Annotated in this window: 22 protein-coding genes and 4 tRNA genes; 12 read left to right on the top strand and 14 right to left on the bottom strand. The window is 62.8% G+C overall.

What is annotated here, in order from left to right; genetic code table 11:
- Window positions 1–174: 174 nt before the first annotated feature.
- The 3 genes from MHX61_RS10630 to MHX61_RS10640 all read right to left on the bottom strand — a co-directional run bounded on the left by MHX61_RS10630 (window position 175) and on the right by MHX61_RS10640 (window position 573).
- Window positions 175–247: transfer RNA gene (locus MHX61_RS10630), tRNA-Trp, on the bottom strand.
- A gap of 140 nt (window positions 248–387) precedes the next feature.
- Window positions 388–459 (bottom strand) — tRNA-Met (locus MHX61_RS10635).
- Between the two features lie 38 nt (window positions 460–497).
- A tRNA-Thr gene (locus MHX61_RS10640) sits at window positions 498–573 on the bottom strand.
- A gap of 726 nt (window positions 574–1299) precedes the next feature.
- On the opposite strand from MHX61_RS10640, the gene MHX61_RS10645 reads away from it, so the two are divergent.
- Window positions 1300–1578 carry a hypothetical protein gene (locus MHX61_RS10645; RefSeq protein ID WP_204610289.1) on the top strand — a complete coding sequence of 93 codons (279 nt, stop codon included), beginning with the start codon at window positions 1300–1302 and terminating at the stop codon, window positions 1576–1578.
- Window positions 1579–1643: 65 nt separating this feature from the next.
- Here MHX61_RS10645 and MHX61_RS10650 read toward each other — a convergent pair.
- Window positions 1644–1725, bottom strand: a tRNA-Tyr gene (locus MHX61_RS10650).
- Window positions 1726–1834: 109 nt separating this feature from the next.
- Window positions 1835–2839: a polyprenyl synthetase family protein gene (locus MHX61_RS10655; protein WP_005322918.1), complete on the bottom strand. Its 1005-nt coding sequence runs from the start codon at window positions 2837–2839 to the stop codon at window positions 1835–1837.
- Window positions 2840–2937: 98 nt separating this feature from the next.
- Between MHX61_RS10655 and MHX61_RS10660 the strand changes: the two genes are divergently transcribed.
- Window positions 2938–4203, top strand: coding sequence for a geranylgeranyl reductase family protein (locus MHX61_RS10660; RefSeq protein ID WP_204610290.1), 1266 nt, complete (start codon window positions 2938–2940; stop codon window positions 4201–4203).
- Between the two features lie 33 nt (window positions 4204–4236).
- On the opposite strand, the gene MHX61_RS10665 is transcribed toward MHX61_RS10660, so the two are convergent.
- The 6 genes from MHX61_RS10665 to MHX61_RS10690 form a co-directional block, all read right to left on the bottom strand.
- Window positions 4237–4926, bottom strand: a complete 690-nt coding sequence (locus MHX61_RS10665) for a demethylmenaquinone methyltransferase (RefSeq protein WP_005322922.1) — start codon at window positions 4924–4926, stop codon at window positions 4237–4239.
- An 11-nt stretch (window positions 4927–4937) separates the two neighbouring features.
- The gene (locus MHX61_RS10670; protein WP_204611376.1) at window positions 4938–6137 is read right to left on the bottom strand and encodes a glycosyltransferase family 1 protein; all 1200 of its coding nucleotides are present in this window, start codon (window positions 6135–6137) and stop codon (window positions 4938–4940) included.
- Between the two features lie 60 nt (window positions 6138–6197).
- Window positions 6198–6668, bottom strand: coding sequence for a DUF3592 domain-containing protein (locus MHX61_RS10675; protein WP_204610291.1), 471 nt, complete (start codon window positions 6666–6668; stop codon window positions 6198–6200).
- The gene (gene menD, locus MHX61_RS10680; RefSeq protein WP_239194723.1) at window positions 6669–8291 is read right to left on the bottom strand and encodes a 2-succinyl-5-enolpyruvyl-6-hydroxy-3-cyclohexene-1-carboxylic-acid synthase; all 1623 of its coding nucleotides are present in this window, start codon (window positions 8289–8291) and stop codon (window positions 6669–6671) included. It abuts the gene before it with no gap.
- Between the two features lie 57 nt (window positions 8292–8348).
- Entirely contained in the window at window positions 8349–9077 is a 729-nt protein-coding gene (locus MHX61_RS10685) for a hypothetical protein (protein ID WP_239194726.1), read from the bottom strand.
- 79 nt (window positions 9078–9156) lie between these two features.
- On the bottom strand, window positions 9157–11559 hold the full coding sequence (locus tag MHX61_RS10690; protein ID WP_239194729.1) for an excinuclease ABC subunit UvrA: 2403 nt from the start codon (window positions 11557–11559) through the stop codon (window positions 9157–9159).
- A gap of 352 nt (window positions 11560–11911) precedes the next feature.
- On the opposite strand from MHX61_RS10690, the gene MHX61_RS10695 reads away from it, so the two are divergent.
- Window positions 11912–12682: a hypothetical protein gene (locus tag MHX61_RS10695; protein WP_232619485.1), complete on the top strand. Its 771-nt coding sequence runs from the start codon at window positions 11912–11914 to the stop codon at window positions 12680–12682.
- Window positions 12683–12685: 3 nt separating this feature from the next.
- Here MHX61_RS10695 and MHX61_RS10700 read toward each other — a convergent pair whose 3' ends face one another.
- Window positions 12686–13711 carry an o-succinylbenzoate synthase gene (locus tag MHX61_RS10700; RefSeq protein WP_370658421.1) on the bottom strand — a complete coding sequence of 342 codons (1026 nt, stop codon included), beginning with the start codon at window positions 13709–13711 and terminating at the stop codon, window positions 12686–12688.
- A gap of 75 nt (window positions 13712–13786) precedes the next feature.
- Between MHX61_RS10700 and MHX61_RS10705 the strand changes: the two genes are divergently transcribed.
- The 4 genes from MHX61_RS10705 (at window position 13787) to menE (ending at window position 16785) form a co-directional block, all read left to right on the top strand.
- Window positions 13787–14248, top strand: coding sequence for a DIP1984 family protein (locus MHX61_RS10705; RefSeq protein ID WP_023020504.1), 462 nt, complete (start codon window positions 13787–13789; stop codon window positions 14246–14248).
- A 296-nt stretch (window positions 14249–14544) separates the two neighbouring features.
- A complete protein-coding gene (locus MHX61_RS10710; RefSeq protein WP_239194736.1) occupies window positions 14545–15513 on the top strand; it encodes a 1,4-dihydroxy-2-naphthoyl-CoA synthase in 969 nt (322 codons plus the stop codon).
- Window positions 15513–15638 (top strand): hypothetical protein, encoded by a 126-nt coding sequence (locus MHX61_RS11345; RefSeq protein WP_255717704.1) that lies wholly within the window; start codon window positions 15513–15515, stop codon window positions 15636–15638. The genes MHX61_RS10710 and MHX61_RS11345 overlap by 1 nt, the downstream gene beginning before the upstream one ends.
- 10 nt (window positions 15639–15648) lie before the next feature.
- The gene (gene menE, locus MHX61_RS10715) at window positions 15649–16785 is read left to right on the top strand and encodes an o-succinylbenzoate--CoA ligase (RefSeq protein ID WP_239194739.1); all 1137 of its coding nucleotides are present in this window, start codon (window positions 15649–15651) and stop codon (window positions 16783–16785) included.
- On the opposite strand, the gene MHX61_RS10720 is transcribed toward menE, so the two are convergent.
- On the bottom strand, window positions 16782–17465 hold the full coding sequence (locus MHX61_RS10720; RefSeq protein WP_239194742.1) for a metal-dependent transcriptional regulator: 684 nt from the start codon (window positions 17463–17465) through the stop codon (window positions 16782–16784). The genes menE and MHX61_RS10720 overlap by 4 nt on opposite strands.
- Window positions 17466–17573: 108 nt before the next feature.
- Here MHX61_RS10720 and MHX61_RS10725 point away from each other — a divergent pair, with 108 nt between their 5' ends.
- From MHX61_RS10725 to MHX61_RS10745, 5 genes are read left to right on the top strand one after another with little or no spacing between them, the layout of a single operon-like run.
- A complete protein-coding gene (locus tag MHX61_RS10725) occupies window positions 17574–18494 on the top strand; it encodes a metal ABC transporter solute-binding protein, Zn/Mn family (RefSeq protein ID WP_239194745.1) in 921 nt (306 codons plus the stop codon).
- Entirely contained in the window at window positions 18494–19204 is a 711-nt protein-coding gene (locus MHX61_RS10730) for a metal ABC transporter ATP-binding protein (RefSeq protein WP_239194748.1), read from the top strand. The genes MHX61_RS10725 and MHX61_RS10730 overlap by 1 nt, the downstream gene beginning before the upstream one ends.
- Window positions 19201–20055: a metal ABC transporter permease gene (locus MHX61_RS10735; RefSeq protein ID WP_239194751.1), complete on the top strand. Its 855-nt coding sequence runs from the start codon at window positions 19201–19203 to the stop codon at window positions 20053–20055. Before MHX61_RS10730 ends, MHX61_RS10735 begins: the two co-directional genes overlap by 4 nt.
- Entirely contained in the window at window positions 20052–20879 is an 828-nt protein-coding gene (locus MHX61_RS10740) for a metal ABC transporter permease (RefSeq protein WP_239194754.1), read from the top strand. Before MHX61_RS10735 ends, MHX61_RS10740 begins: the two co-directional genes overlap by 4 nt.
- A gap of 38 nt (window positions 20880–20917) precedes the next feature.
- The gene (locus tag MHX61_RS10745) at window positions 20918–21844 is read left to right on the top strand and encodes a 1,4-dihydroxy-2-naphthoate polyprenyltransferase (protein ID WP_239194757.1); all 927 of its coding nucleotides are present in this window, start codon (window positions 20918–20920) and stop codon (window positions 21842–21844) included.
- On the opposite strand, the gene MHX61_RS10750 is transcribed toward MHX61_RS10745, so the two are convergent.
- Window positions 21841–22167, bottom strand: a complete 327-nt coding sequence (locus MHX61_RS10750; protein WP_239194760.1) for a DUF4229 domain-containing protein — start codon at window positions 22165–22167, stop codon at window positions 21841–21843. The genes MHX61_RS10745 and MHX61_RS10750 overlap by 4 nt on opposite strands.
- Window positions 22168–22197 lie beyond the last annotated feature (30 nt).

Raw genomic sequence — 22197 nt, forward strand, 5'->3', positions numbered from 1 at the left:
CATGCAACTCAACCGCCGCCCCCGCAAAACCCTGGGCTTTCAAACACCAGCCGAGAAAATGGCCGCACTGATAAACTCAACCGAAACATAAGACGTGTTTCCACGACCACTAGAATCCGCCAGAAAATAGGGTATGAAGAAACCCCGCCACCTGAGGTGACGGGGTTTACTATGCAGGGGCGACAGGACTCGAACCTGCAACCTACGGTTTTGGAGACCGTTGCGCTACCAATTGCGCCACGCCCCTATTCTTTTATTCCTTGATACCTAAGCATCAAGCGTTGAAGACCTTACCAGAGCCATAGTTCCAATCCGAAACTAGGCACAGCCTGGATTGCCTTCAGCGCGGTAATAAAAAAGCGCCCTGCGGGCGCCTTTCTTTCCCGGTAGCGATGGCGAGAATTGAACTCGCGACACAGCGATTATGAGTCGCTTGCTCTACCACTGAGCTACACCGCCATATTCACCTTGGAGGAGTCCCTTCCTCCAAACATGAATGGAGCCCCCTGACAGAATCGAACTGTCGACCTTTTCCTTACCATGGAAACGCTCTGCCGACTGAGCTAAGGGGGCACATCCTAGCGTTGAACACATCGCTATTTCGTTGTGCTCTCCGTTGCGGACTCCAATAATCTAACCTGCTTTCAACGTTTTACACAAATCGCCACGTCAGACCCCATAAATATACAGTTCAAGTGGCTTCTTTTTACGCGATGTAAACGTGCTTGAATGAAGGGCGTGTTGGATGACGAGGATCGCCAATCCAGCGATGCTACAAAGCTGTATTACAACTTCGGCTTCGCCAGCATCAGCATTACTGATCCGCGCGAGCACTCCGATAAAGGGATAAGTCAGCTGTTTAAGTGCTTTGCGCTTGCCGACGGTCGCGTGACCGCCACCCCGCCCCCTAGGTTCCACCCTGGCGGATCTTGGCAGCGCCGGCTCCTCCCACCTGCGGCGGCGCCCCCCAAAGGCGCAGAGATCGTGCAGGACAAAGGGCGGCCACTCGCATACAGAGCGTTCCACCAAAGACCTCCACTCCGCGTCCATTTCCCAGCCCACGCGATGCTACCCCCGGTAAGGTGTCAAGATCATCATCGAGCCCGCCGCTCTTTCCGTCGCCTCATTGTCATCGCCAGGCAAGCCGCCGCAGCCGCCCAGGCGGACTTTGTGAAGACCTCTGATGGCAGCCCGTGAGGGATGATAAGACAGGAGAGCAAACCTGTTAGTACCAAGCGCCTTAGAAAGGTGTACTTTGCTGGTCCTTTAGGCCGCGATGAGAGGAGTTAGATGAGAACAATGTCCCGCCATTCACCCTTAGCAGTTTTGGTATTGATTACGGCCGTTATTTCATTATTGCTCTGCCTCGGCTACTTCATCGGCGGTTTGAATGCGATGTACGTTGCCAAGGCCCTAGCTGAATCGGATTCCACCTCATTGCCAGATATTTCTCGCAGGCTAGGAAAAGGCTTTTTCTACTTCAAGATCGCTGGGGTTTTCTTAGTTGTTTTCCTCGCCAGTGCTTATGCGGTGTGGCACAAGGCTAAAAGCTCCCGCACCCAGGAGCCCAGCCAGTAGATCCCGCCTCACAGCTGCAGGTACGCTTGAAACCCCGCAAGCATCTGCTTGCGAGGTTCATTCTGTGCCAGGTAGAAGATTCGAACTTCTGAAGGCAATGCCGGCGGATTTACAGTCCGCTCCCTTTGGCCGCTCGGGCAACCTGGCATGCACTGTGTGGTGCGAGTAAGTACTTTACTACGAACCACCCTCCCACCCACAAATCGCCAGCGTAGTAGGGGCGAATGGGGCTATAGAGAGGGACTTAACGAAGCAGCTAGCCCACGCGGCGCACCGTGTAATCCGCTAATTGCCGCAAGGCCTGACTCGCGGAGTTCTCCGGTAGCACGGCGAGTTGCTCCTCCACCGTGCGCAGGTAGGCATTGATGTCCTCCAGCGCCTTCTGACGGCCGCCAGACTGGTGCAGGAGCTCGATGGCGCGCTCCACCTCGGCGTCGGAATGCAGCGGGCCAGTAAGCAGCTCACGCAGCTTATCGCCCACTTCGCCCTCTTCTTCCAAGGCGTAAAGAACCGGCAGGGTAAATACGCCCTCGCGCAGGTCTGTGCCCGGGGTCTTGCCGGACTCCTTTGGGTCAGAGAAGATGTCGATGACATCGTCCACAATCTGGAAGATCATGCCGATGGCACCACCAATGCGGTGCAGGGCTGCGGCATGCTCGGCCGAGGCGCCGGAGTGGTAGGCACCCAGGTAGCCAGCAGAGGCGATGAGCACCGCGGTCTTTTCACGGATAACGGCCGTGTAGTGCTCCACGGCATTGGCCTCACCCGCGCCGATGGTCTCGCGCATCTGACCGGTCACCAGCTCTTCAAAGGTATCGGCAAAGTGGCCCACGGTGTGGGTATCCAGCTCACTCATCAAGCGGGAGGCATGCGCCAAGAGCGCATCGCCGGCGAGGATGGCCACGGAGTTATTCCACCGCGAATTGGCAGATTCCACGCCGCGGCGGCGGTCCGCCTCATCCATGACATCGTCATGATAAAGGGTGGCGACGTGCACCATCTCCACGACGGTGGCGGCCTTAACCACCTCTTCGCAGCCCGGACGCGGACCATACTCGGAGGCCAGCAGCGCCATCATGGGGCGAAAGCGCTTGCCACCGGCCTTAGACAGGTGGCTGACCTTATCCTTTAAGAAGTCCTGGCCGCGGTCGATTTCACTGCGCAGCTTGTCTTCTACTGCTTCCATGCCCGCACCAATGCGCTCGTTGAGCTGCGGATCACCAAGATCCACGTGCGTGGCATGCGATTGACCGTGAGTCATTAAATAGTGTTCCTTGCAACTAAAAGCCAGAGATAATCGATTACCTACCGTAGTCCAAACTGCGCCCCTAAACACACTCGAGGGGTCGAACTCATGCAATGATAGTCCTCATGTCGGAGCAGATCGATTCCCAAACCTATGTCGAGGTCGCCATCATTGGCGCTGGGCCTGCCGGAGCCGCCGCCGCGATCCATGCCGCACGCGCCGGCTATGACACCCTCCTTATTGATTCCGCTACATTTCCCCGCGATAAAACCTGCGGCGACGGGCTCACCCCGCGCGCGATGCACCAGCTCGATGAGCTCGGCATTGCGGTCAACGCCTCCTATCGCAATCGCGGCCTGAAGCTGCACGGCTACGGCGGCGATATTACCGCGCCTTGGCCGGAGACCTATCCCTCCCAGGTGGGCACGGCCCTGCCGCGCTTCCGCTTTGATGCCCTGCTTGCCGACGCCGCCCGGGAAGCCGGCGCCACCCTCCTCACCGGCACCCCCGCCACCGATCCGGTGCTCGAGGGCAACCGCGTAACCTCCTTCTGCGTGGGAGAGGTCACCGTGCATGCCAAGTGGGTCATCGTGGCCGATGGCGTGCGCTCTACCTTTGGCAAGAAGCTCGGCCGCACCTGGCACCGCGAGGAGGTCTATGGCATCGCCGCGCGCTCCTATGCTTCCTCCACGCATGCCGATGAGCCCTGGATGCACTCTCACGTTGAGCTCAAGGACGAGGAAGGCGAGGTGCAGCCCGGCTACGGTTGGATCTTCCCGCTCGGCCCCGAGCTAGGCCAGGTCAACATCGGCCTCGGCGCGCTGTCAACCGCGCAGCGCCCCGCCAAGATCAACACCAAGAAGCTGCTCGAGTTCTACGCTGCCCAACAACGTCCCGAGTGGGGACTCGGCGAGATTGAGCACGTTACCTCTGCCTTACTGCCCATGGGCGGTGCGGTATCCAACGTGGCCGGCGCCAATTGGATGATCATTGGTGATGCCGCTGCCTGCATCAATCCCCTCAACGGCGAAGGCATCGATTACGGCTTGGAGACGGCTGCGCTGGCCGTAGCCCTACTCGGCCCGAAGGATTTCACCCTGGCCTGGCCGGCCGTCCTCCGCGAGCACTACGGCGAGTCCTTCCTCTTGGCCCGCACGGCCGCACGCCTGCTTACTTACCCACAGTTCCTACCGCTGGCCGGTCCACTGGCCCTGCGCGGACCCGTCGGCCGCATGCTCATGCCGGCCGCTGCGCGCCTGATGGGCAACCTCATTACTGACGATGACCGCGACCTCATCGCACGCACCTGGCGCGCCGCCGGCCGCACGGTCTCGTCCCTTCGCCGCGATACGCCACTCTGGGATTCGACCGCGGCATAGTCCCCCGGCCCCGGGGCGCGGGCAGAGCAGCGCCTAGGCTGGCTTTACCGCCGAGTGCAGCGCCACGATGCCGAAGGTGAGGTTCTGCCAGCCGGCCTCGGCCCAACCATTGCGATTGATAACCGCGGCAAGCTCCTCCTGCCCCGGCCACGCGCGAATGGATTCCGCGAGGTAGATATATGCCTCCGGATTAGAAGAAACCAGGCGCGCTACCGGTGGGAGCAGGCGCATCAAGTATTCCTTGTACACGGTGCCAAAAATCGGTACCACCGGGGTGGAAAATTCCGCCACCGCAAGGCGCCCGCCCGGCTTGGTCACGCGCGCCATTTCGCGCAGGCCGAGTTCAAAGTCGTGGATATTGCGCAGGCCATAAGAGATGGTCACGGCGTCAAAGGTGTTATCCGCAAACGGCAGCTTCATGCCATCGCCAGCCACCTTGGGCACGTCGCGCTCACGGCCGGCGGCCAGCATGCCACGGGAGAAATCACACGCTACGCACCACGCACCGGACTTGGAAAGTTCCACGGTGGACACGGCGGTACCCGCTGCAAGGTCGAGGACCTTCTCGCCCGGCTTAAGGTTCAAACGCTCACGGGTGCGCTTGCGCCAGTGCGCGTCCTGCCCAAAGGACAGCACGGTATTGGTGAGGTCGTATTTCTCGCCCACGGCGTCAAACATGCGCGCCACATCGAAGGGCTTTTTATCCAAATCTGCCTTAGACACAAATGATCAGTCTAGGCTACGCGGGCGCCAAGGGCACGAGCCGCCCATCGCGGCAGCTCGGGACGCTGTCCCAGAATGGTCAGCGGCACCCGGCGAGTATCCTCCAGCACCTCTTCGTAATAGCCCACGAGCTGCTCGCACAGCGCCTTCCACGTCTTGGAGGAAATGGACTCGCGGGCATTGTCCCGCATCTCCTGGTGGATCTCCGGATTGAGCAGAGCGTCTACCGCATTGGGAAGGTCTTCCACAAAGGTCTTTACATCCAGCAGCAGTCCGTTATAGCCCTCGTCGATGAGGTCTACCGGGCCACCTGCCCGCGGTCCGATGGTCGGCACGCCGGAGGCCTGCGCCTCCTGGATGGACTGGCAGAAGGTCTCGAACTCACCCGCATGGACAAAGACGTCCAAGGAAGCATAGGCGGCGGCGAGGTCTTCGCCGGACAGCGCACCGGTAAAGACGGCGCCGGGCAGCTGGGCTTCCAATAGCGGGCGCTCCGGCCCATCGCCCACGATGACCAGCTGGATATCCTCGCGCCCGTTGAGCGCCGATAACCGGTGCACACCCTTTTCCGCGGCGAGGCGACCAACGAATCCCACTACATTCTTGGTGCCGCTCGGATCCCAGCTGCGGCGCAGCTTGTCAGAGCGCTTGGAGGGGTGGAAAAGCTCCGCGTTCACGCCACGGCCCCAGTGGCGCACATTCTTGATGTGGTGCTTTTCTAGATCCCGGATGGTCAGCGAGGACGGTGCCAGCGTCATCTGGCAGGAGTTATGAATCGTGCGCAGCCACTCCCACACGCCATAGGCCAGCGCGGAGGCATGGTACTTGGTGGCAAAACCGGCAACATCGGTCTGGTACAACGCCACGGCGGGCACGCGCTGCTGGCGGGCGGAGAAAGCGCCAGCAGCGCCGAGTACGAAGGGGCTGGCCAGGTGGATGATATCCGGCTTGAAATCGCGCAGCGCCTCATCGACCGCCGTGGTAGGCACGCCCACCGGCAGCGAATCCACCAGCGGCACGCGCACGGTGGGCACACGATAGATGGGGAATCCTAGGTAGTCCGGGATTTCCTCCTGCCCCTCACGGGCGCCCGGCGCGATGACGATGGCCTCCTGGCCGGTCTCGTGCAGGTGCTCTAAAACGCGCAGCACGGAGTTGGTCACACCATTGACATTGGGGAGGAAGGATTCAGCCACGATCGCAACACGCATGCCACCATCATGGCCCATTTTCTTAAGTTTATGGTGAAGCCAGCGGAAAATCTTGGTTAATTATTTCTCCGCGAGGCGGGTAAAGAAGCTAATCAGCTTCCACAGCACGGCCGCGATGAGCGTGGCAACCACCCCTACCGAGAGCGCCGGGATGATAGCCAACGTCCATTCGCGGCCTTCGACCTTGACCAGGTCTGGGTCGTCCTGGGCGTATTGCACCCACACCTGCTGGCCCTCGCCCAGCCCACTGGGATAGAGCAGCCCGTGCTGTGGGGTGTGGTAAATCCCTTCACTGTCTTGGAAATCCACCGTGGTGCGCAGCATGCCCACATCCTTGACCGTGGCCAAAGCGCGCGCGGGGTGGCTGGCGATGGCGTGGTCATTCATCACCGGCCCGATGACCATGCCCACCACGCCCACCAGCGCGGCCAGATACAGCGCCAGCGTCAGCTGGTGCAGGCGGCGGCGATAGACCGCGGGCGTATAGCGCGGCACCACGGCCGCGTGCGGCTTATGCTGCGGCGGGGCCACTTACTGGCCTACCTTTGCGGTGAGCTTCTCATTGAGCGCCCGGCGCGTGGCACGGGTGGTCTTAGCCTCCACGACGGTAATCCCGGTGGAGTATTCCTTCAGCTCCGCCAGCGTATCCAATAGCTCCTGCGGGGTGGTCACCTCGCGGTAGTCTGCTTCATAGGCTTCTGCCAGCTTGCCGACGTCCACCCCATGCGGCGTTCCAAACGCCGGCTCGAAGGACTCACGCAGCGCATCGGCACCTTGTTCCAGGGTCTCGAAGATGCCGCCGCCATTGTCATTGGCCACCACGATGGTGAGGTTTTCAGGTCGCGCCTGGTCTTCCGGAATGAGCAGGCTATTCGCATCATGCAAGAAGGTGACATCGCCCATGAGCGCCATTACTCGCGGGGCGCGCCAGTTGGTGGGATCCAGCGATTGCGTGGCCAGGGAAATGCCGATGGCTTGGGCGATGGTGCCGTCGATGCCGGCCGCCCCGCGCGGTGAGTACGTATCCACCCCATCGAACGGCAGGCCCACCATGGAGGCGTCACGCACCGGGTTCGAAGCGCCGAGCACCAGGGTGTCATTGACGGAGAGCGTATCGCCCACCGCGGCCGCGACGTGCAGCCCGGTGAATCCCAGTTCCTCATCCTCGAGGGTCTCGCGCACCGCTTGCCCGGCCATATCGGTTGCGCCTTCGCAGATCTTCATCCACTCGCGGCTCGGCTCACCGGTGACCTTGACGGTGGTGCCAAGCCGGGCCTCTTCGCCACGCTGGTTGGTGAAGTCCTTGGTGCGCGAGAGCACCACCAGCTCAATATCCGGATCATTCATCAGCGCTAGCACGCCACGGTGCAGCGTCGGGTGCCCCACGACGATGACCTGCTCCACCTTAGTACTGACCACATAATCATTCGCGGAGACCTGCGCCTTGCGGAAGATATGCGCCGCCGCCGGATGCACCGGATGATACGGGCCCGGCGCGCTCGGCTCCGCAATGGTCGGCACGTCTTGGAGGCCTTCTACCTCCCAGGCCTCGTCACCCGCAATGACCAGCGTATTTTTGCTCAAGTCCACGGCTACTTCGCCGTGGTCCACAAAGGCCGGGGCCGGATCGAGCACGCCGTCGCCGGAGGTGCGGGCGGGTAAAGCGGCGTCGACAAGCGGGGCGTCAAAGGCCACATTGATATGTACCTGTAGGTCTTCGCGGAAACGCTGGGCCATAGCCGCGATATCGTCCACGCCGGTGACCTGGGTGGTATCTGCATAGACGCCGAAGATGCCCTGCTGCTCGATGGTCTGCGACGCCCCCGTGCCCACCAAGCGCTCCGGCCGATCCGCACTAATGATGGCCAGCGGCGTATGGGAATAGTGTGCCTCCACCACGGCCGGCAAAGTATTGGCTACCGCAGTTCCCGAGGTCATCACCACGCCCACGTGGCGGCGCTGCACCCGCGCCATGCCCAGGGCGGTAAACGCTCCCCCGCGCTCATCCAGGCGGGTGTGTACGCGGATATCATCACGCGCCAACAGCGCCAGCGACAGCGGCGCGTTGCGCGAACCAGGGCACAGGACGACATCCGTGAGGTGGCGCGCCAGTTGGGCGGCTACCTTCTCAGCCAACTGCATCGATTCATTCATGCCGCCCGATTTTACCTGCCCGCGCGCCATTTCCCTTACCGGGCAGGTGCTGGGCGCTTAGTTCTGGTTGGCCGACTGCTCGCCGCCGCCCAAGAGGTCATTGAGGAGGCCCTCAACGTCCACATCGCTGCCCTTATCCAGCTGGTCTTGTACCTCTGGTGGCAGCTCGGTCGGGATATCGGACGGCAGGTCATTTTGGAAGTCCGGCAGCTTCGGCAGATTATTGGAGTTCTCATCCTGCGAATCCGGCTCTTCGGTCTGGGTCACGGTGGTGGGAACTTCCGTGGTCAGCGTTTCCGTCACCGGCTGTGGGTCCGGCTTATCCGCCTCGTCCGCGGCATTGCGCCACAGGAAAAACAACACCGCCGCGGCCAGTACTGCAAGTACCGCGATGGCCGCGAAGACGCCGGCCATCGCGCCGCCGCCCTTCTTCTTGCGCTTTTCCGGCTGGTCCGGATCGTAGTTCGACGGCACCGGCTCGTACTCGGGCTGCTGCGCGTACTGCTGGCCATATGCCTGCCCGGCCGGCTGCTGATAGTTCTGGCTATAGCTTTGCTGCTGGCCGTAGCCCTGCTGATAGCCAGCGGCCGCATCGAATTGACGAGTCTCATTCTGCGGCTGCTGCTCGCCCGGGAAGTACTGCTTGGGGTGCTCGCGGCGCGCTTGGTCGCGGCTGGGGCCGGCGGCATTATCGGGCACGCGGCCAATCTGGCGCGTGGCATCATCCGCCGGGCTGGACCAGCTGCGGGTTTCATTATTATCGCCATGAGGGCCTTTAGAAGTCATACCCTCTACCTCTACCCCATTTTGCTGTGAGATCCCAGAGAGGTCTCCCACAGCTAACAGGGAAGCCGCGGCTCGCCGCTTAGTGCGCTTGGCGTGCGCTCAAAGCACGGCCGGTGGCGGTATCCTCGGCGGCGACCTGCGCCGGGGTGGCATCCGCGATGATGCGGCCGCCGTCTTCGCCAGCGCCCGGGCCCATCTCGATGATGCGGTCCGCATGCGCCATGACCGAGAGATCATGCTCGACGACGATTACCGTATGGCCTGCATCCGCCAGCTTGTGCAGCTCGGTATTGAGCAGGTCGATATCGGCTGGGTGCAGGCCCGTGGTGGGCTCGTCCAGCAGGTAGACCGTGTGGCCGCGACGCGAGTTGCGGGAACGCTGCAGCTCCGTGGCCAGCTTGATGCGCTGGGCCTCGCCGCCAGACAGCTCCGGCGCGCCCTGGCCCAAGCGGAGGTAGCCCAGGCCGACGGCCTGCAACGTGGCGATGGCGCGGTAAATCTTTTCTTCTTCGGCAAAGACCTCGGCCGCTTCATCTACGGTGAGCTCCAAGATGTCCGCGATGGTGCGGCCCTGCCAGGTCACCTCCAAGGTCTCGTCGTTGAAGCGGGCGCCGCCGCACTCCGGGCAGGTGGTGTACGAGCCCGGCAAGAAGACCAGCTCCACCTCGATCTTGCCCGCGCCGCCGCAGGTGGGGCACTGGCCTTGCTTTACGTTGTAAGAAAAGCGCGAGACCGTCCACTTGCGCTGCTTGGCCTCATCGGTGGAGGCGAAGAGCTTGCGAACGTTATCGAAAAGCCCGGTATAGGTTGCCAGCGTGGAACGCGGGGTGCGGCCAATGGGCTTCTGGGTAATCTGCACGACGCGCTTGACTCGGTCAAAGCCCTCCGTGCTTTCCACAGACCAGCCCTTATCCTCGGTCTCTTCCTCATCGGAAACGGCCGTAGCGGACTGTCGCAACAGCCCAGCCAGCACCGTGCTGACCAGGGTGGACTTGCCCGATCCCGAGACACCGGCGACCGCCGTGAATTGGCCCAAACCAAAGTCCACATCCAAGTTGTCGATGCTGCGTGCGTTGATGCCGCGGAGGGTGAGGTGGGAGGAGGGGGTGCGGGGGTCGTCGGCAAGCGCGAGCGTGCGGTGAGCCAGCGCATTGGCGGTAGGGGTGTCCGCGTCATAGTCTTCGACCGGGCCCGAATAGACCACGTTGCCGCCGCGCTCGCCGGCCAGCGGGCCGACGTCCACGAGCCAGTCCGCTTGCGCGACCAAATTCATGTCATGCTCCACCAAGAGCACGGAGTTGCCGGCCGCGATGAAACGGCGGCACATATCCATGACCGCGTCGCGCTCATCGGGGTGCAGGCCGGCCGAGGGCTCGTCGAGCACATAGGCCACGCCAAAGAGACCGGAGCGCAGCTGCGCCGCCAAACGGATGCGCTGCATCTCGCCGCCGGACAGGCTCTGCGTCGGCCGATCCAGGCTGAGGTGCGCCAAGCCGAGCTCCAGCGCCGAGGTCAATGCCGGCAGAATCTGCCGCAGGAGCAAATCCTCGGCCGAGTTCTCCTCTGGGTTCTGCTTGCTGAGCACCTCATGCACCCTATCCAGCGGCAGCGCGCCCAGCTCATCAATCGGCATGCCCGCATAGGTCACCTTCAGCGCGGCCGGGTTGAGGCGGCGGCCGCCACAGGTCTCGCACTCGCGGGATTCCATATAGGACAGGGTGCGCTTGCGCAGCGTATCCGATTGGGTCTCCGCCAGCGTCTTATTGAGGTAGCTGGCCACCGAGCGCCACGTGCCCTCATAATTGCGCTGAATCTGATCCTTGCCGCGTAGAGGCTTCACGGTGACGACGGGGCGCTCTTCCGTGAAGAGGATCCAGTCGCGGTCTTCTTGCGGTAGGTCCTGCCAGGGCGAATCCAGGTCATAGCCCAGATTCATCAAAATGTCGTGGAAGTTCTTGCCGGCCCAGGCACCAGGCCATGCTTGGATGGCGCCTTCCTCGATGGAGAGGGTGGGATCCGGGACCATGGAATCCTCAGTTGGCTCGTGGACCACGCCCGTGCCGTGGCACTGCGGGCACATGCCCTCCGGGGTATTCGGAGAGAAAGAATCCGAGTACAGGCCCTCCGGGTTATCCCCGGCGCGCGAATAGAGCAGGCGCACGCTATTGGAGAGCGCGGAGACGGTGCCAACCGTAGAGCGCGCACCTCCGCCGGAGGTGGATTGCTGCAGCGCGACCGTCGGCGGCAGGCCCTCTACCTGGCTAACCTGCGGGTCGACGGCCGAGCTAATGAGGCGACGGGCGAAGGGCGCCACCGATTCGAGATAGCGACGCTGGCCTTCGCCGTGAATCGTGCCGAATGCCAGCGAAGACTTGCCCGAACCAGACACGCCCGTGACCGCAACGAGCTTGCCGCGGGGCATATCGACGTCGACGTTGCGCAGATTGTGCAGGTGGGCATCGCGGACCTTGATAGTAGACATGTCCCCTAGCGTACGCACAGGTGACGGGTTGGGCAGTCTTAATACTGACGGCAGGCTCTTTTAGCGGTTCTCTTTTCCCGGTTCACCGGTTTTCAACGATTTCGTCCATGCAGATGGCGAAAACCGTCGACGGTTTAGGTGTTTTAGATGGACGAAATCGTTGAAATTAGAAAGGTGGAACCTTCCCGGAAGAATTCCAGTCCAATGAGTCATGTGGACAAGAAATGAATTACTAGATTTAGGCCTTACTGACTATCAAATCCGCAGCAGGATTAGTGGGGGAACACTTTTGCGCTTGCGGCGCAACTGTTATATCGCTGCAGAGGCGAGCGCGAAAGATAAAGTAGCCGCGGTGGCGCAGCTTTATCCGGATGCGGTGTTTTCGGGGACGGCGGCGCTCGCGGCCTATGGCTTATGCGAGGTGCGGCTGCCGGCGGTGATCCGGGTGGATAAAAACTGCCGGATTCGAGCGGATGATGTGGTGTATACGGTGAGGTCGCGGCCGGTGCCGGCGAATCGGATAAAGGGTGTAAGGATGGCGTTGCCGGCACAGGCGGTAGCAGATGCATTGAGCTTCGAGCGCTGCAGCGAGTGGCTGCTGAAAGAAGCGCTGGCGCAGGCGTATCGCGGGCTCAACGGAAGGGGGAGATTCGCGGCCGATTTAGAGCTGGTGATCAGTAAGAAAAGGGACGCGGTGCGCGAGTTGGCGGAGCAGGCGCCGGTGGGGACGGCGTCGAAATGGGAGCAGCGGATGTACCACGAGATGCGGCGGGTGGGGCTCAAGCCGGTGCCAAATTTCCGGCTTGGGCCGTATACCTGGGATTTAGGCTTCGAAGCGGGGACGACGGTGGTGGACTTGGACTCGCTTTATTATCACGCGCCGGAGAACAATCACCGGGAATTCCTCATCGGGACATGGAAGACCAATCACGCGGTGCAGCACGGATGGGCGCCGCTGAAGTTTACGGATGAGTGCACCGACTACCACCTCAAACTAGTGGTGGAGACGGTGCAAGAAACGGTGGCGCATCGGCGCAGCGTGCGCGGGCTAAAGAGCAGTCCGCAAAAGGTGCGGCGGGCGTTGGTGACTCCGGCGTGGAGGTTTCACCAGAGCTTGCTCTAGGCCCTAGTCAGCAAGGTGCGGCCAACAGGCGCGGAGGCGGTCGAACCACCAATCGCGGCGGTCGGCGGGGGCGGCGAGTGCAGCGAGTCGGTCTGGGTCGGGGGCGAGGATATCGGCGGGAAGGTGGCCATCGACAAGCGGGCGCGGCGCGGTGACGTCTTCTGCAAAGAGGGAGCCGGTGGCAAGTCCAGCAGCGGCCGGGGTGACATCGATGTCCTCATCGTCGTAGATGCGCGGGAGAGCGGCGACGGCCGCCAGTCCCATATTGATACCGATGGAGGTGTCGAGCGCGGAGGCCACCGTGATGTCCATATGGCGTTGACGCAAGTGCTGGGCCACCTCGAGGACGCGGCGCACGCCGCCAAGCGGGGCGGGCTTGACCACGGCTACGTCCGCGGCCTGCAATTCGGCAACGCGGTACGGGTCCGCGACCTTACGAATGGATTCATCGGCGGCAACGCGCACAAAGAGACCAGCGCGCATAAGGCGGCCGCGGACCTGGGCAAGCTCCTCAGTGGTGGCGCAGGGCTGTTCCATATAGTCCAGCGGCATCATCATCTGCGCGGCCTCGACCGCCTCATCGACGCTCCAGCCGCCGTTGGCGTCCACGCGCAGGATAGGGATATCGCCGCGTTGGGTGACGGCGTCGCGGACGGCGCGGACGCGAGCGGCGTCGTCGGCAAGCGTGTGCCCCTTCTCCGCCACCTTGATTTTGAAGGTGCGGCAGCCGGGGTAGCGCTCCACCACGGCCGGGACCTCGCTCGCGGGTACGGCCGGAATGGTGGCGTTGACCTCGATGGAATCGCGCACCGGCTCCGGGAAGCCCTCGTAGGCGGCCTCGAGCCCGGCGCGCAGCCACGCGGCGGACTCGGCCGGGCCGTATTCCAGGAAGGGCGCGAACTCGCCCCAGCCGGCCGGGCCCTCGATGAGCAGGGCCTCCCTCGTGGTGATGCCGCGGAAACGCACGGCAAGCGGGAGGGAGACTACGTGGGCGCGGTCAAGGACGTCATCGATATGCATGGCCTTCATGGTAGCGCCCGCCGGCCATTGACCCCTCCGCCGCTCTGCGCTATTTTGGGAACCTATACCAATAAAGGAGGAAATATGCTGCTAGCTGAGGCATTGGCGGAGCGCGCGCAGGCGCAGGAGCGCCTCAATAGCCTGCACGAGCGGCTGCTGACCGTGGCCCGCGTGCAGGAGGGTGATACCCCGGATGAGGATCCGCAGGAGCTGCTGCGCGAGCTCGACGGCGTGGCCGGGCGCATCGATGAGCTGGTGCAGGCCATTAATGCGACGAATATCGCCACCGCCTTTGATGAGAAGAGGAACCTGATGGAAGCCCTCGCGCTTCGCGACGGCCTCTTGCGCAAGCGCCGCATCTACCACGACCTGGCGCAGCGGGCGGGCACGCGCTCGGATCGCTATTCCCGCACCGAGATTAAGTTTGTCTCCACCATCCCGGTGGCGGAGCTGCGCAAGCGTGTCGATGATTTGTCTAAGCAGTACCGCGAGCTGGATACCCGCATCCAGCAGCTGAACTGGAATACCGAACTGAAAAACGGATAGTCATATCGCGCGCTGCTTAGAGCGCGCGATGGTAGCCCACACGCCTGCAGCGAGCAGGCCCCCACCCTGGAGGGGAAAGTCGAGGGAATGCAGGCCCCCTTTAGCGCTTTTAAGGGGCGGGGGAGTTCGAGTCTCCCCACGGCATTAAGTACCGCGCTGGTATGGCGTACACGGGTACATTGCGAGGTAAAGCCCTCGTAGTATCGCGTATTGATTATTACCGGCCTGCTGGGCAGCGTGTGTGGGTGAGGGTTGGGAATGGGGACTATTCTTCTTTTGCCACTAAGCTGGCCTTTATGAGCGAGCAGAGAAAGTACAGCACCGATAATCCGTTCCGACCGGAATTGTGGCATTCCGTAGAAGGGTTTGAGGACCTGACGGATATCACTTATCACAGGCTCAACGGCGAGGGCCGCAAGAACGGCATCGTGCGCATCGCCTTCGACCGCCCGGAGGTGCGCAATGCGTTTCGCCCGCATACCGTGGACGAACTCTACCGCGCCCTGGATCACGCCCGTCGCACGCCGGATGTGGGAACGATTTTGCTCACCGGCAATGGTCCCTCCGAAAAGGACGGCGGCTGGGCGTTTTGTTCCGGCGGCGACCAGCGCATTCGTGGCCGCTCCGGATACCGCTACGCCACCGAGCACGCCCACGATGACGCCACCGCGGATGAGTCCACGGTGGACACCGCCCGCGAGAAGGTGGAAGGCGGCCGCCTGCACATTCTCGAGGTCCAGCGCCTTATTCGCACCATGCCCAAGGTGGTCATCGCCGTGGTCAATGGTTGGGCGGCCGGCGGCGGCCACTCGCTGCACGTGGTCTGCGATATGACCGTCGCCTCCCGCCAAGAAGCACGCTTCAAGCAGACGGACGCGGACGTGGGATCCTTCGACGCCGGCTATGGCTCGGCGTACCTGGCCAAGATGGTGGGCCAGAAATTCGCCCGCGAAATCTTCTTCTTAGGTCGCACCTACGATGCCCAGCGCATGTACGAAATGGGCGCGGTCAATGAGGTCGCGGACCACGGCGAGCTGGAAGACGCCGCCATCCGCATGGGCCAGGAGATCAACATGAAGTCCCCCACCGCCCAGCGCATGCTGAAATTCGCCTTCAACCTCACCGATGATGGCCTGATGGGCCAGCAGGTCTTCGCCGGCGAGGCCACCCGCCTGGCTTATATGACCGACGAAGCCGTCGAGGGCAAGGAGTCCTTCCTGGAAAAGCGCGAGCCAAATTGGGATAGCTTCCCGTATTACTACTAATGCTTATCGCTTTTTGTATCGGAATCGCCGTCCTGGCCACGGGTGCGCTCGTGGCCGGGCGCATTGTGTTGCTGCGCGGCATACGCAAGGCGGAAAAAGACGAATCCCGCCCCTTCGACGGTTAAAATCGCCTCCGTGACTATCCTCTCCCCGCTTCCGGTTGATCCGCACAACCCGGCCAGCATCCTCCCCGATCTGGAGGCCGCGATTGCTGGTCAAGGGTGCTTTTTGCCGCTCCCGCTTGCCGACGCCACCCGTGCCACCCTCCTGCGCAATACCCAACGCGCCGGCGAGCCCATCGATCCGGGCATCGCACTCGTGATGTCCACCTCGGGTTCCACCGGCACGCCGAAAGGCGCGCAGCTCACCCCAGCAAACCTGGTGGCCAGCGCGGATGCCACCCACCAGGTGCTCGGCGGCACCGGCCAGTGGCTGCTCGCCATGCCGGCCCACCACATCGCCGGCATCCAGGTACTGGTGCGCTCGCTGGTAGCGGGCGTCGACCCGCTGTGCATGGATCTCAGCGAGGGCTTCGATATACCCACCTTCGCCCGCGCGGCCGCAGATCTCGACCGTACCGGGGACCGCACCTATACCGCGCTCACCCCGCTACAACTGGCTAAGGCCATGGATTCGGTCGAAGGCATCGACGCGCTGCGCACCTTTGACTCCATCCTTGTCGGTGGCGCGGCCATCAACCCGCGCCTGCGCGCAGCGGCCGAGGAACTGGGCATTGCGGTGGTGGCGACGTATGGGTCGTCTGAAACCGCCGGTGGCTGCGTCTACGATGGTAGGCCGATTCCCGGCGCGCAGGTCCGCGTCCAGGACGGCCGCATCCTCTTGGGCGGGCCCACCATCGCCCACGGCTACCGCAACGCGCCCGAGCACGAAGCCTTCCGCGAGCCAGGCTGGTTCGCTACTTCCGACGGCGGCTTTATCGACGCCGGCACCCTCACCGTCACCGGCCGGCTGGATAACGTCATCGACTCTGGCGGCCTCAAGCTACACCCCGAGGCGCTAGAAACCGAAATCCTCAAGGTTAAGGGCGTGGACCATGCCTGCGTCGTCGGCGTGCCACACCCGCGGCTCGGCCAGGCGATTATGGCGGCGTATACCGGCTGGGCCGATATCGGCGATATCCTCGAAGCCCTCGAGGACGCCGAGCTTCCCCGCTGGCAGATACCGAAAGACATCAAGCGCCTCGCGGAATTTCCCACGGCCGGGCCAGGCAAAATAGACCGCCGCGCGGTGGCGCGCATCTTCGGCGCTTAGCCACCTTCCACGTCGCGCACCGCGATATCGCGGGCCGCGGATTCCCCGAGCGAAAAGCTGGCTCCATTATCCACGCTAACCTCTAGGAGGCCGGCTACCGGCGGGGCAACGACGGTCAGCCGCACGCCTGGACGAACCCCGTGCTTGTCCAAGTAGCGCAGGAATTCGCCATCGGCGTCATTGACCTGTTCCATGGTGGCGGGAGAGTTGGGTGGGACGTCGGCAAGCGTAATGCGCGAGAGCGGCTCAGCCGTGCCATCGGCCGCCGGAATGGGATCGCCGTGGGGATCGCGCGCAGGGGCGCCGAGGAAAGCATCGATGCGCTCGACAAACCTATCGGAGGTCGCATGCTCTAGCATTTCGGCTTCCTCATGCACCTCGTCCCAGGTATAGCCCAAGGTGCGTACCAAAAAGGTCTCGAGCAGGCGGTGGCGGCGCACCATGGCCACGGCCAATTCGCGACCTTCCCGGACCAGCCGGACGCCAAAGTAACGCTCGTGTTCCACGAGTCCCTTGGCCGCGAGGCGCTTGACGGCCTCGGAGGTGGTGGGCAGCTTTTGGCCGGCAGCCTTGGCCAGATCACCGAGCGGCATGGCGGTATCGCGTCCCGCCTTTTCCTCGTGGTTCCACAAAATCTTGAGGTAGTCCTGGGTGCGTTCGGGCAGCTCGCTTACGTGCATTCACCCCATCGTAGTTCATCCTATTGCTTCCATGAGTTTCAATATGTATGTTTTTAGAAGTTCACTACATTGAACTTTGGTATTCATTTCTAATTTAAGGACTTTTCGTTGCAGAAAACCACCGCACTTCCCCTCGCCGTACTGCTCGCCGCTACTACGCTCACGGCCTGCTCAAGCGGCGATGACAACCACGGAGATAGCCTAAAAATCTTCGCCACCACCGGCTACTTGGCCGATGCCGCAGCCAACCTCGCCCCCGAAGCCGATATCACCACCATGGTCGGCCCCGGCGGTGATCCGCACACCTACCAGCCCACCACGCACGATATTGAGGCTATGAAGGACGCCGACCTCGTACTCTGGAATGGCCTCCACCTCGAGGCCCAGATGGTGGACCAGCTCAAGTCCCTGGGAGACAAGCAGCTCGCGGTGGGCGATCAGCTCGATGAACAAGATCTCCTACCCTGGCCGGAACAAGGAAAGGGCGGCGAGCAACTCTATGATCCGCATATCTGGAATAGCCCCAAGCTGTGGAGCCAGGCCGTTGAGAGCATCGGCGACAAACTTGGCGATATCGACTCCGAGCACGCCGCGGACTACTCCACTGCCGCCGATAACTACGAAAGCCAGATCGCCGCTGCACAGGACAAGGCTAAGAAGGAACTCGCTGCTGCGAAGCCCCGGGTGCTCATCACCGGCCATGATGCTTTCAACTACTTTGGCAAGACCTTCGACTTTGACATTCACGCCACCGATTTCGTCACCACCGAGGCCACAAAATCCGCCACCGAGATTTCCGCTCTGGCCGATACCATCGCCGATAAGAAGGTCCCCGTCATCTTCAAGGACAATCAAGCCAACCCACAGGCCATCACCTCGCTGCAACAGGCCGTGGAGTCCCGCGGCTGGAAGGTTACCGTCTCGGACGAGGAGCTCTTCGCCGATACCCTCGGACCCGACGCGCCCACCGATACCTACCTTGGGGCTTTCGAGCACAACGCACACACCGTGGCAAAGGCCTTAAGCTAATGCTGCGCGCCACCCACCTCACCGCAGGCTATCCGCGCACGCCCCTGCTTGCCGACGCCACCTTTGCCCTCACTCCCGCCACCATCACCGGCCTCGTGGGCGCCAACGGCTCCGGCAAGTCCACCCTTGTGCGCACCGTGGTGGGCTTGCTTCCACCGCTTAACTGCGAATCGCTCACCTTTGATGGCACCAACCTTGCCCATTTCCGCCACCGGCTCGGTTACATGCCGCAGCACGCGGATATCGATTGGGATTTTCCGGCCACGGCCTTCGACGTCGCGCTTATGGGTCGTACCGCCGGCCTGCGCTGGTGGCAGTGGCCGAGCCGCGTCGATAAGCGCGCCGCTCACGACGCGCTCGCCCGCACCGGAATGCAAGAGCACTCGCACCTGCCCATTTCGGCCTTGTCCGGCGGCCAGCGCCAGCGCGTCTTACTCGCTCGCACGCTCGTGAGCGATCCCGAGCTCATTATCTTGGATGAGCCCTTCGCTGGGGTCGACGCCGCAAGCCAGCGCGCCATCATGGAGGTACTGCAGAATCTGCGCGCCGATGGCGCCACCATCCTGCTGGTCCACCACAACCTCGCAGAGGTCGCCGATTTCTGTGATGAGGTCATGATGGTGGGCCAAGGCCGCCTCATCGCGGCCGGGCCTACTAAGCAGGTGCTCACCGAATCCGCCATCGCCGACATGTTTTGCCTGCCCTCATGAACCCACTAGAACTCTTTCAGGATTTCACCTATACCCAGGCGCTTTTGGGGACGGTACTCATCGGAGCCTGCGCCGGTGCGCTCGGCCCGCTGGTCTATGTGCGCCGCACCAGCCTGCTCGCTGATGCCATCTCGCATTCCTCCCTGCCTGGCCTGCTGGTCGCCTTCATCGTGGCCACGGCCTTAGGGTGGGACGGCCGCAATATCTGGCTGCTTTCTGCCGGCGCCATCCTCACCGGCACACTGGCCGTCGGCTGTATTCACCTGATTCCACGGCTGGCCCCGCTCGGCCCGACCACCGCGATGGCCGCTACGCTTACCACATTCTTCTCCATCGGCATGCTGCTCATGCAGCATATTTCCCGCCAGCCCTTGCCCGGCAAGGCCGGCATCCAGGATTACCTGCTGGGAAACGCGTCCACGCTCACGCGCGCCGATGTGAGTTCTGCGCTCGTCATTGGCGGCGGCGTCTTGCTAATTCTTTCTTCGGTACACACTCGGCAAGCCACCGTCGCCTTTGACGCCCCCTTTGCCCGCGTAGCCGGCATTCGCACCACGGCCTTAAATGCCCTCAGCTTCCTCTCCTTAACCGCCGTCACGGTTATAGGCGTCAAGGTGGTCGGCGTGGTCCTCATGGTGGCCGTAGTCATCAGCCCGGCCGCGGCCGCCCGCCCCTGGGTTCACCGCCTGCTTCCCTTCATTGCACTAGCCGGCTTCCTAGGCGCGCTTACTGCCGCCGTGGGTTGCTACCTTTCCATCGCCTTTGGCCCGCTGCCTACCGGCCCCATCATCGTGCTGGTGCAAGCCGCCACCGTAGCGTTCAGCCTCGTCACCAGAAAGCTTCGACCATGACCATTGCAGCTACCGCTTGCCTGCTCGCCGTCCTTACCTCCGTAGCATGCGCGCTGCCCGGCACTTTTGTAGTTCTACAGGGACAGGCCATGCTTATCGACGGCATCGGCCACGCCGTCCTCCCCGGCATCGCCGTGGGCTACCTTTTAACCTCCGATATCGACTCCCCGCTGCTGCTTATTACCGCCGCGGCCGGTGCCCTGGCCGTCGCCCTCGGCACGCGGTGGCTGCAGCGCAGCGCGCTGGTTACTGCCGATGCCGCCCTAGGCCTCATCTTCCCCGCCCTCTTTGCCGCCGGCGTCATCCTCATCTCTACCCGAATGAGCCACGTACATATCGATGTCCATGCCGTCTTGGTTGGCGATGTTAACCTCGCCGCCTTTTCCAATCCCCACTACTGCTATGTCATGGCCGGCGTGCTTGCCGCTAATGCGATCTTCCTCGCCCTTACCTTGCCGCGGCTTTCCGCCACATCCTTTGACGCCCCCTTCTGCACCGTGCGTGGGGTCCACTCCCGCGCCGTACAGACAACGTTCATGGCGGTCATCGCCTGCACCGCTACCGCCGCCTTCCACGCCGCCGGCGCCATGCTGGTTATCGCCTTGATGGTCTTTCCCACCATGACCGCGCGGCTTATCACCCGCCGAGTGCCCGCCCTAGTGCTGGCTGCCTGCGGCATCGCTGCGCTGAGCGCGGTAGCAGGATTCTGGCTGGCGTACTACCTAAACGCGGCCACCTCCGCCGCAATGACGGTCACCAATGCCACGCTCTTTATCGCGGCGCTGGCTGCGTATCGGGTACACCACCGCGCCTGCCTACGCTGATTGCCGCCCGCCACCACGCCAGTGGCACAATGGTGGCTATGTCTGCCTCGAAGTCTGCCCCGAATTCTGGGGCCCGTTCCGCCGGTAATTACCCCGCCACTGCTCAGGATTGGCTCGAGGGCGCGCGCCCGCATACCTGGGCCAACGCGTTCGCGCCCGTCGTCGCGGGCACCGGCGCGGCATTTGGCATCGACGGCGGCCACGTGGGCCGCGCGCTGCTCGCCCTCATCGTGGCGTGGGCTCTTATCATCGGCGTGAACTACGCCAATGACTATTCGGATGGCATCCGCGGCACTGACGACGACCGCACCGGCCCACAGCGCCTGACCGGCGGTGGCTTGGCCCGCCCGCAGCACGTAAAGCTCGCGGCCTTTGCCGCCTTCGCCGTGGCCGGGCTCGCCGGCATCGCGCTCTCCCTCGCGGCGCATGCGTGGTGGCTCATCCTCGTCGGTGCGCTATGCATCGCCGGCGCCTGGTTTTATACCGGCGGCAAGAACCCGTATGGCTACCGCGGGCTCGGCGAGGTCGCAGTCTTTATCTTCTTCGGTCTCGTCGCCGTGCTTGGCACCGAATTCACCCAGGCCGGCCGCCTATCGTGGTCGGGCCTCGCACTGGCCGTGGGCATCGGCGCGATGAGCTCCGGCGTCAACCTAGTCAACAATATCCGCGATATTCCTTCCGACGCCGAGACCGGCAAGATTACCCTCGCCGTGCGCCTCGGCAATGAGAAGGCGCGCCTGCTCTTTACGGTGCTGCTCCTGCTGCCATTCCTGCTGACCATCGGCATCGCCTTCGGCAGCTGGCTCGCGCTCGCTGGCTTGGTCTACTTCCCCCTTGCGCTGCGCGCCATTCGCACCGTCAACCGCGGCGCCCAGGGTCCAGAGCTTATCCCCGTGCTCGGTCTGACCGGCCGCGCGATGCTGTTGTGGGCGGTAATCGAGGCCGCCGCGCTCATCATCGTCTAGTCCTGCGCGGCGCGGCCTTCCAGCTCCGCCTGCACCCAGCGCTTGTGGGCCTTGCGCTGGGCGGAGTACTCGGCCAGCGTCTGGGTGGCCTCGATGCGCCACTTTTTAAAGATGAGCATCGATAGCGGCAGCGCTACAAAAAGCGCCAGCAGCGCCGCGACGAGCACCGGGATGGGAAAGTCAATGGCGATGGCCAACAGCTCAATCACCACGGTCAATGCGATAAATAGCACCACGCGGGCGAGCCCGTACTTCCACAGCGCCGCGCGCGAACGGCGGCGCAGTTCTGGGTCAGGCTTGGGTGGCTCAGGATTATGCGTCATGGGGGTTGATTGTACGCGGTACAGGTAGAA

The organism is Corynebacterium sp. ACRPF (genome assembly GCF_022347395.1).
Taxonomy (GTDB): domain Bacteria; phylum Actinomycetota; class Actinomycetes; order Mycobacteriales; family Mycobacteriaceae; genus Corynebacterium; species Corynebacterium tuberculostearicum_D.

Bases quoted from the DNA above. Each gene is read 5' to 3' on its own strand.
- MHX61_RS10645 (WP_204610289.1), top strand. From the start codon at position 1,300: ATGTCCCGCCATTCACCCTTAGCAGTTTTGGTATTGATTACGGCCGTT.
- MHX61_RS10655 (WP_005322918.1), bottom strand. From the start codon at position 2,839: ATGACTCACGGTCAATCGCATGCCACGCACGTGGATCTTGGTGATCCG.
- MHX61_RS10660 (WP_204610290.1), top strand. From the start codon at position 2,938: ATGATAGTCCTCATGTCGGAGCAGATCGATTCCCAAACCTATGTCGAG.
- MHX61_RS10670 (WP_204611376.1), bottom strand. From the start codon at position 6,137: ATGCGTGTTGCGATCGTGGCTGAATCCTTCCTCCCCAATGTCAATGGT.
- menD (WP_239194723.1), bottom strand. From the start codon at position 8,291: ATGAATGAATCGATGCAGTTGGCTGAGAAGGTAGCCGCCCAACTGGCG.
- MHX61_RS10685 (WP_239194726.1), bottom strand. From the start codon at position 9,077: ATGACTTCTAAAGGCCCTCATGGCGATAATAATGAAACCCGCAGCTGG.
- MHX61_RS10690 (WP_239194729.1), bottom strand. From the start codon at position 11,559: ATGTCTACTATCAAGGTCCGCGATGCCCACCTGCACAATCTGCGCAAC.
- MHX61_RS10700 (WP_370658421.1), bottom strand. From the start codon at position 13,711: ATGAAGGCCATGCATATCGATGACGTCCTTGACCGCGCCCACGTAGTC.
- MHX61_RS10705 (WP_023020504.1), top strand. From the start codon at position 13,787: ATGCTGCTAGCTGAGGCATTGGCGGAGCGCGCGCAGGCGCAGGAGCGC.
- MHX61_RS10710 (WP_239194736.1), top strand. From the start codon at position 14,545: ATGAGCGAGCAGAGAAAGTACAGCACCGATAATCCGTTCCGACCGGAA.
- MHX61_RS11345 (WP_255717704.1), top strand. From the start codon at position 15,513: ATGCTTATCGCTTTTTGTATCGGAATCGCCGTCCTGGCCACGGGTGCG.
- MHX61_RS10720 (WP_239194742.1), bottom strand. From the start codon at position 17,465: ATGCACGTAAGCGAGCTGCCCGAACGCACCCAGGACTACCTCAAGATT.
- MHX61_RS10730 (WP_239194748.1), top strand. From the start codon at position 18,494: ATGCTGCGCGCCACCCACCTCACCGCAGGCTATCCGCGCACGCCCCTG.
- MHX61_RS10735 (WP_239194751.1), top strand. From the start codon at position 19,201: ATGAACCCACTAGAACTCTTTCAGGATTTCACCTATACCCAGGCGCTT.
- MHX61_RS10740 (WP_239194754.1), top strand. From the start codon at position 20,052: ATGACCATTGCAGCTACCGCTTGCCTGCTCGCCGTCCTTACCTCCGTA.
- MHX61_RS10745 (WP_239194757.1), top strand. From the start codon at position 20,918: ATGTCTGCCTCGAAGTCTGCCCCGAATTCTGGGGCCCGTTCCGCCGGT.
- MHX61_RS10750 (WP_239194760.1), bottom strand. From the start codon at position 22,167: ATGACGCATAATCCTGAGCCACCCAAGCCTGACCCAGAACTGCGCCGC.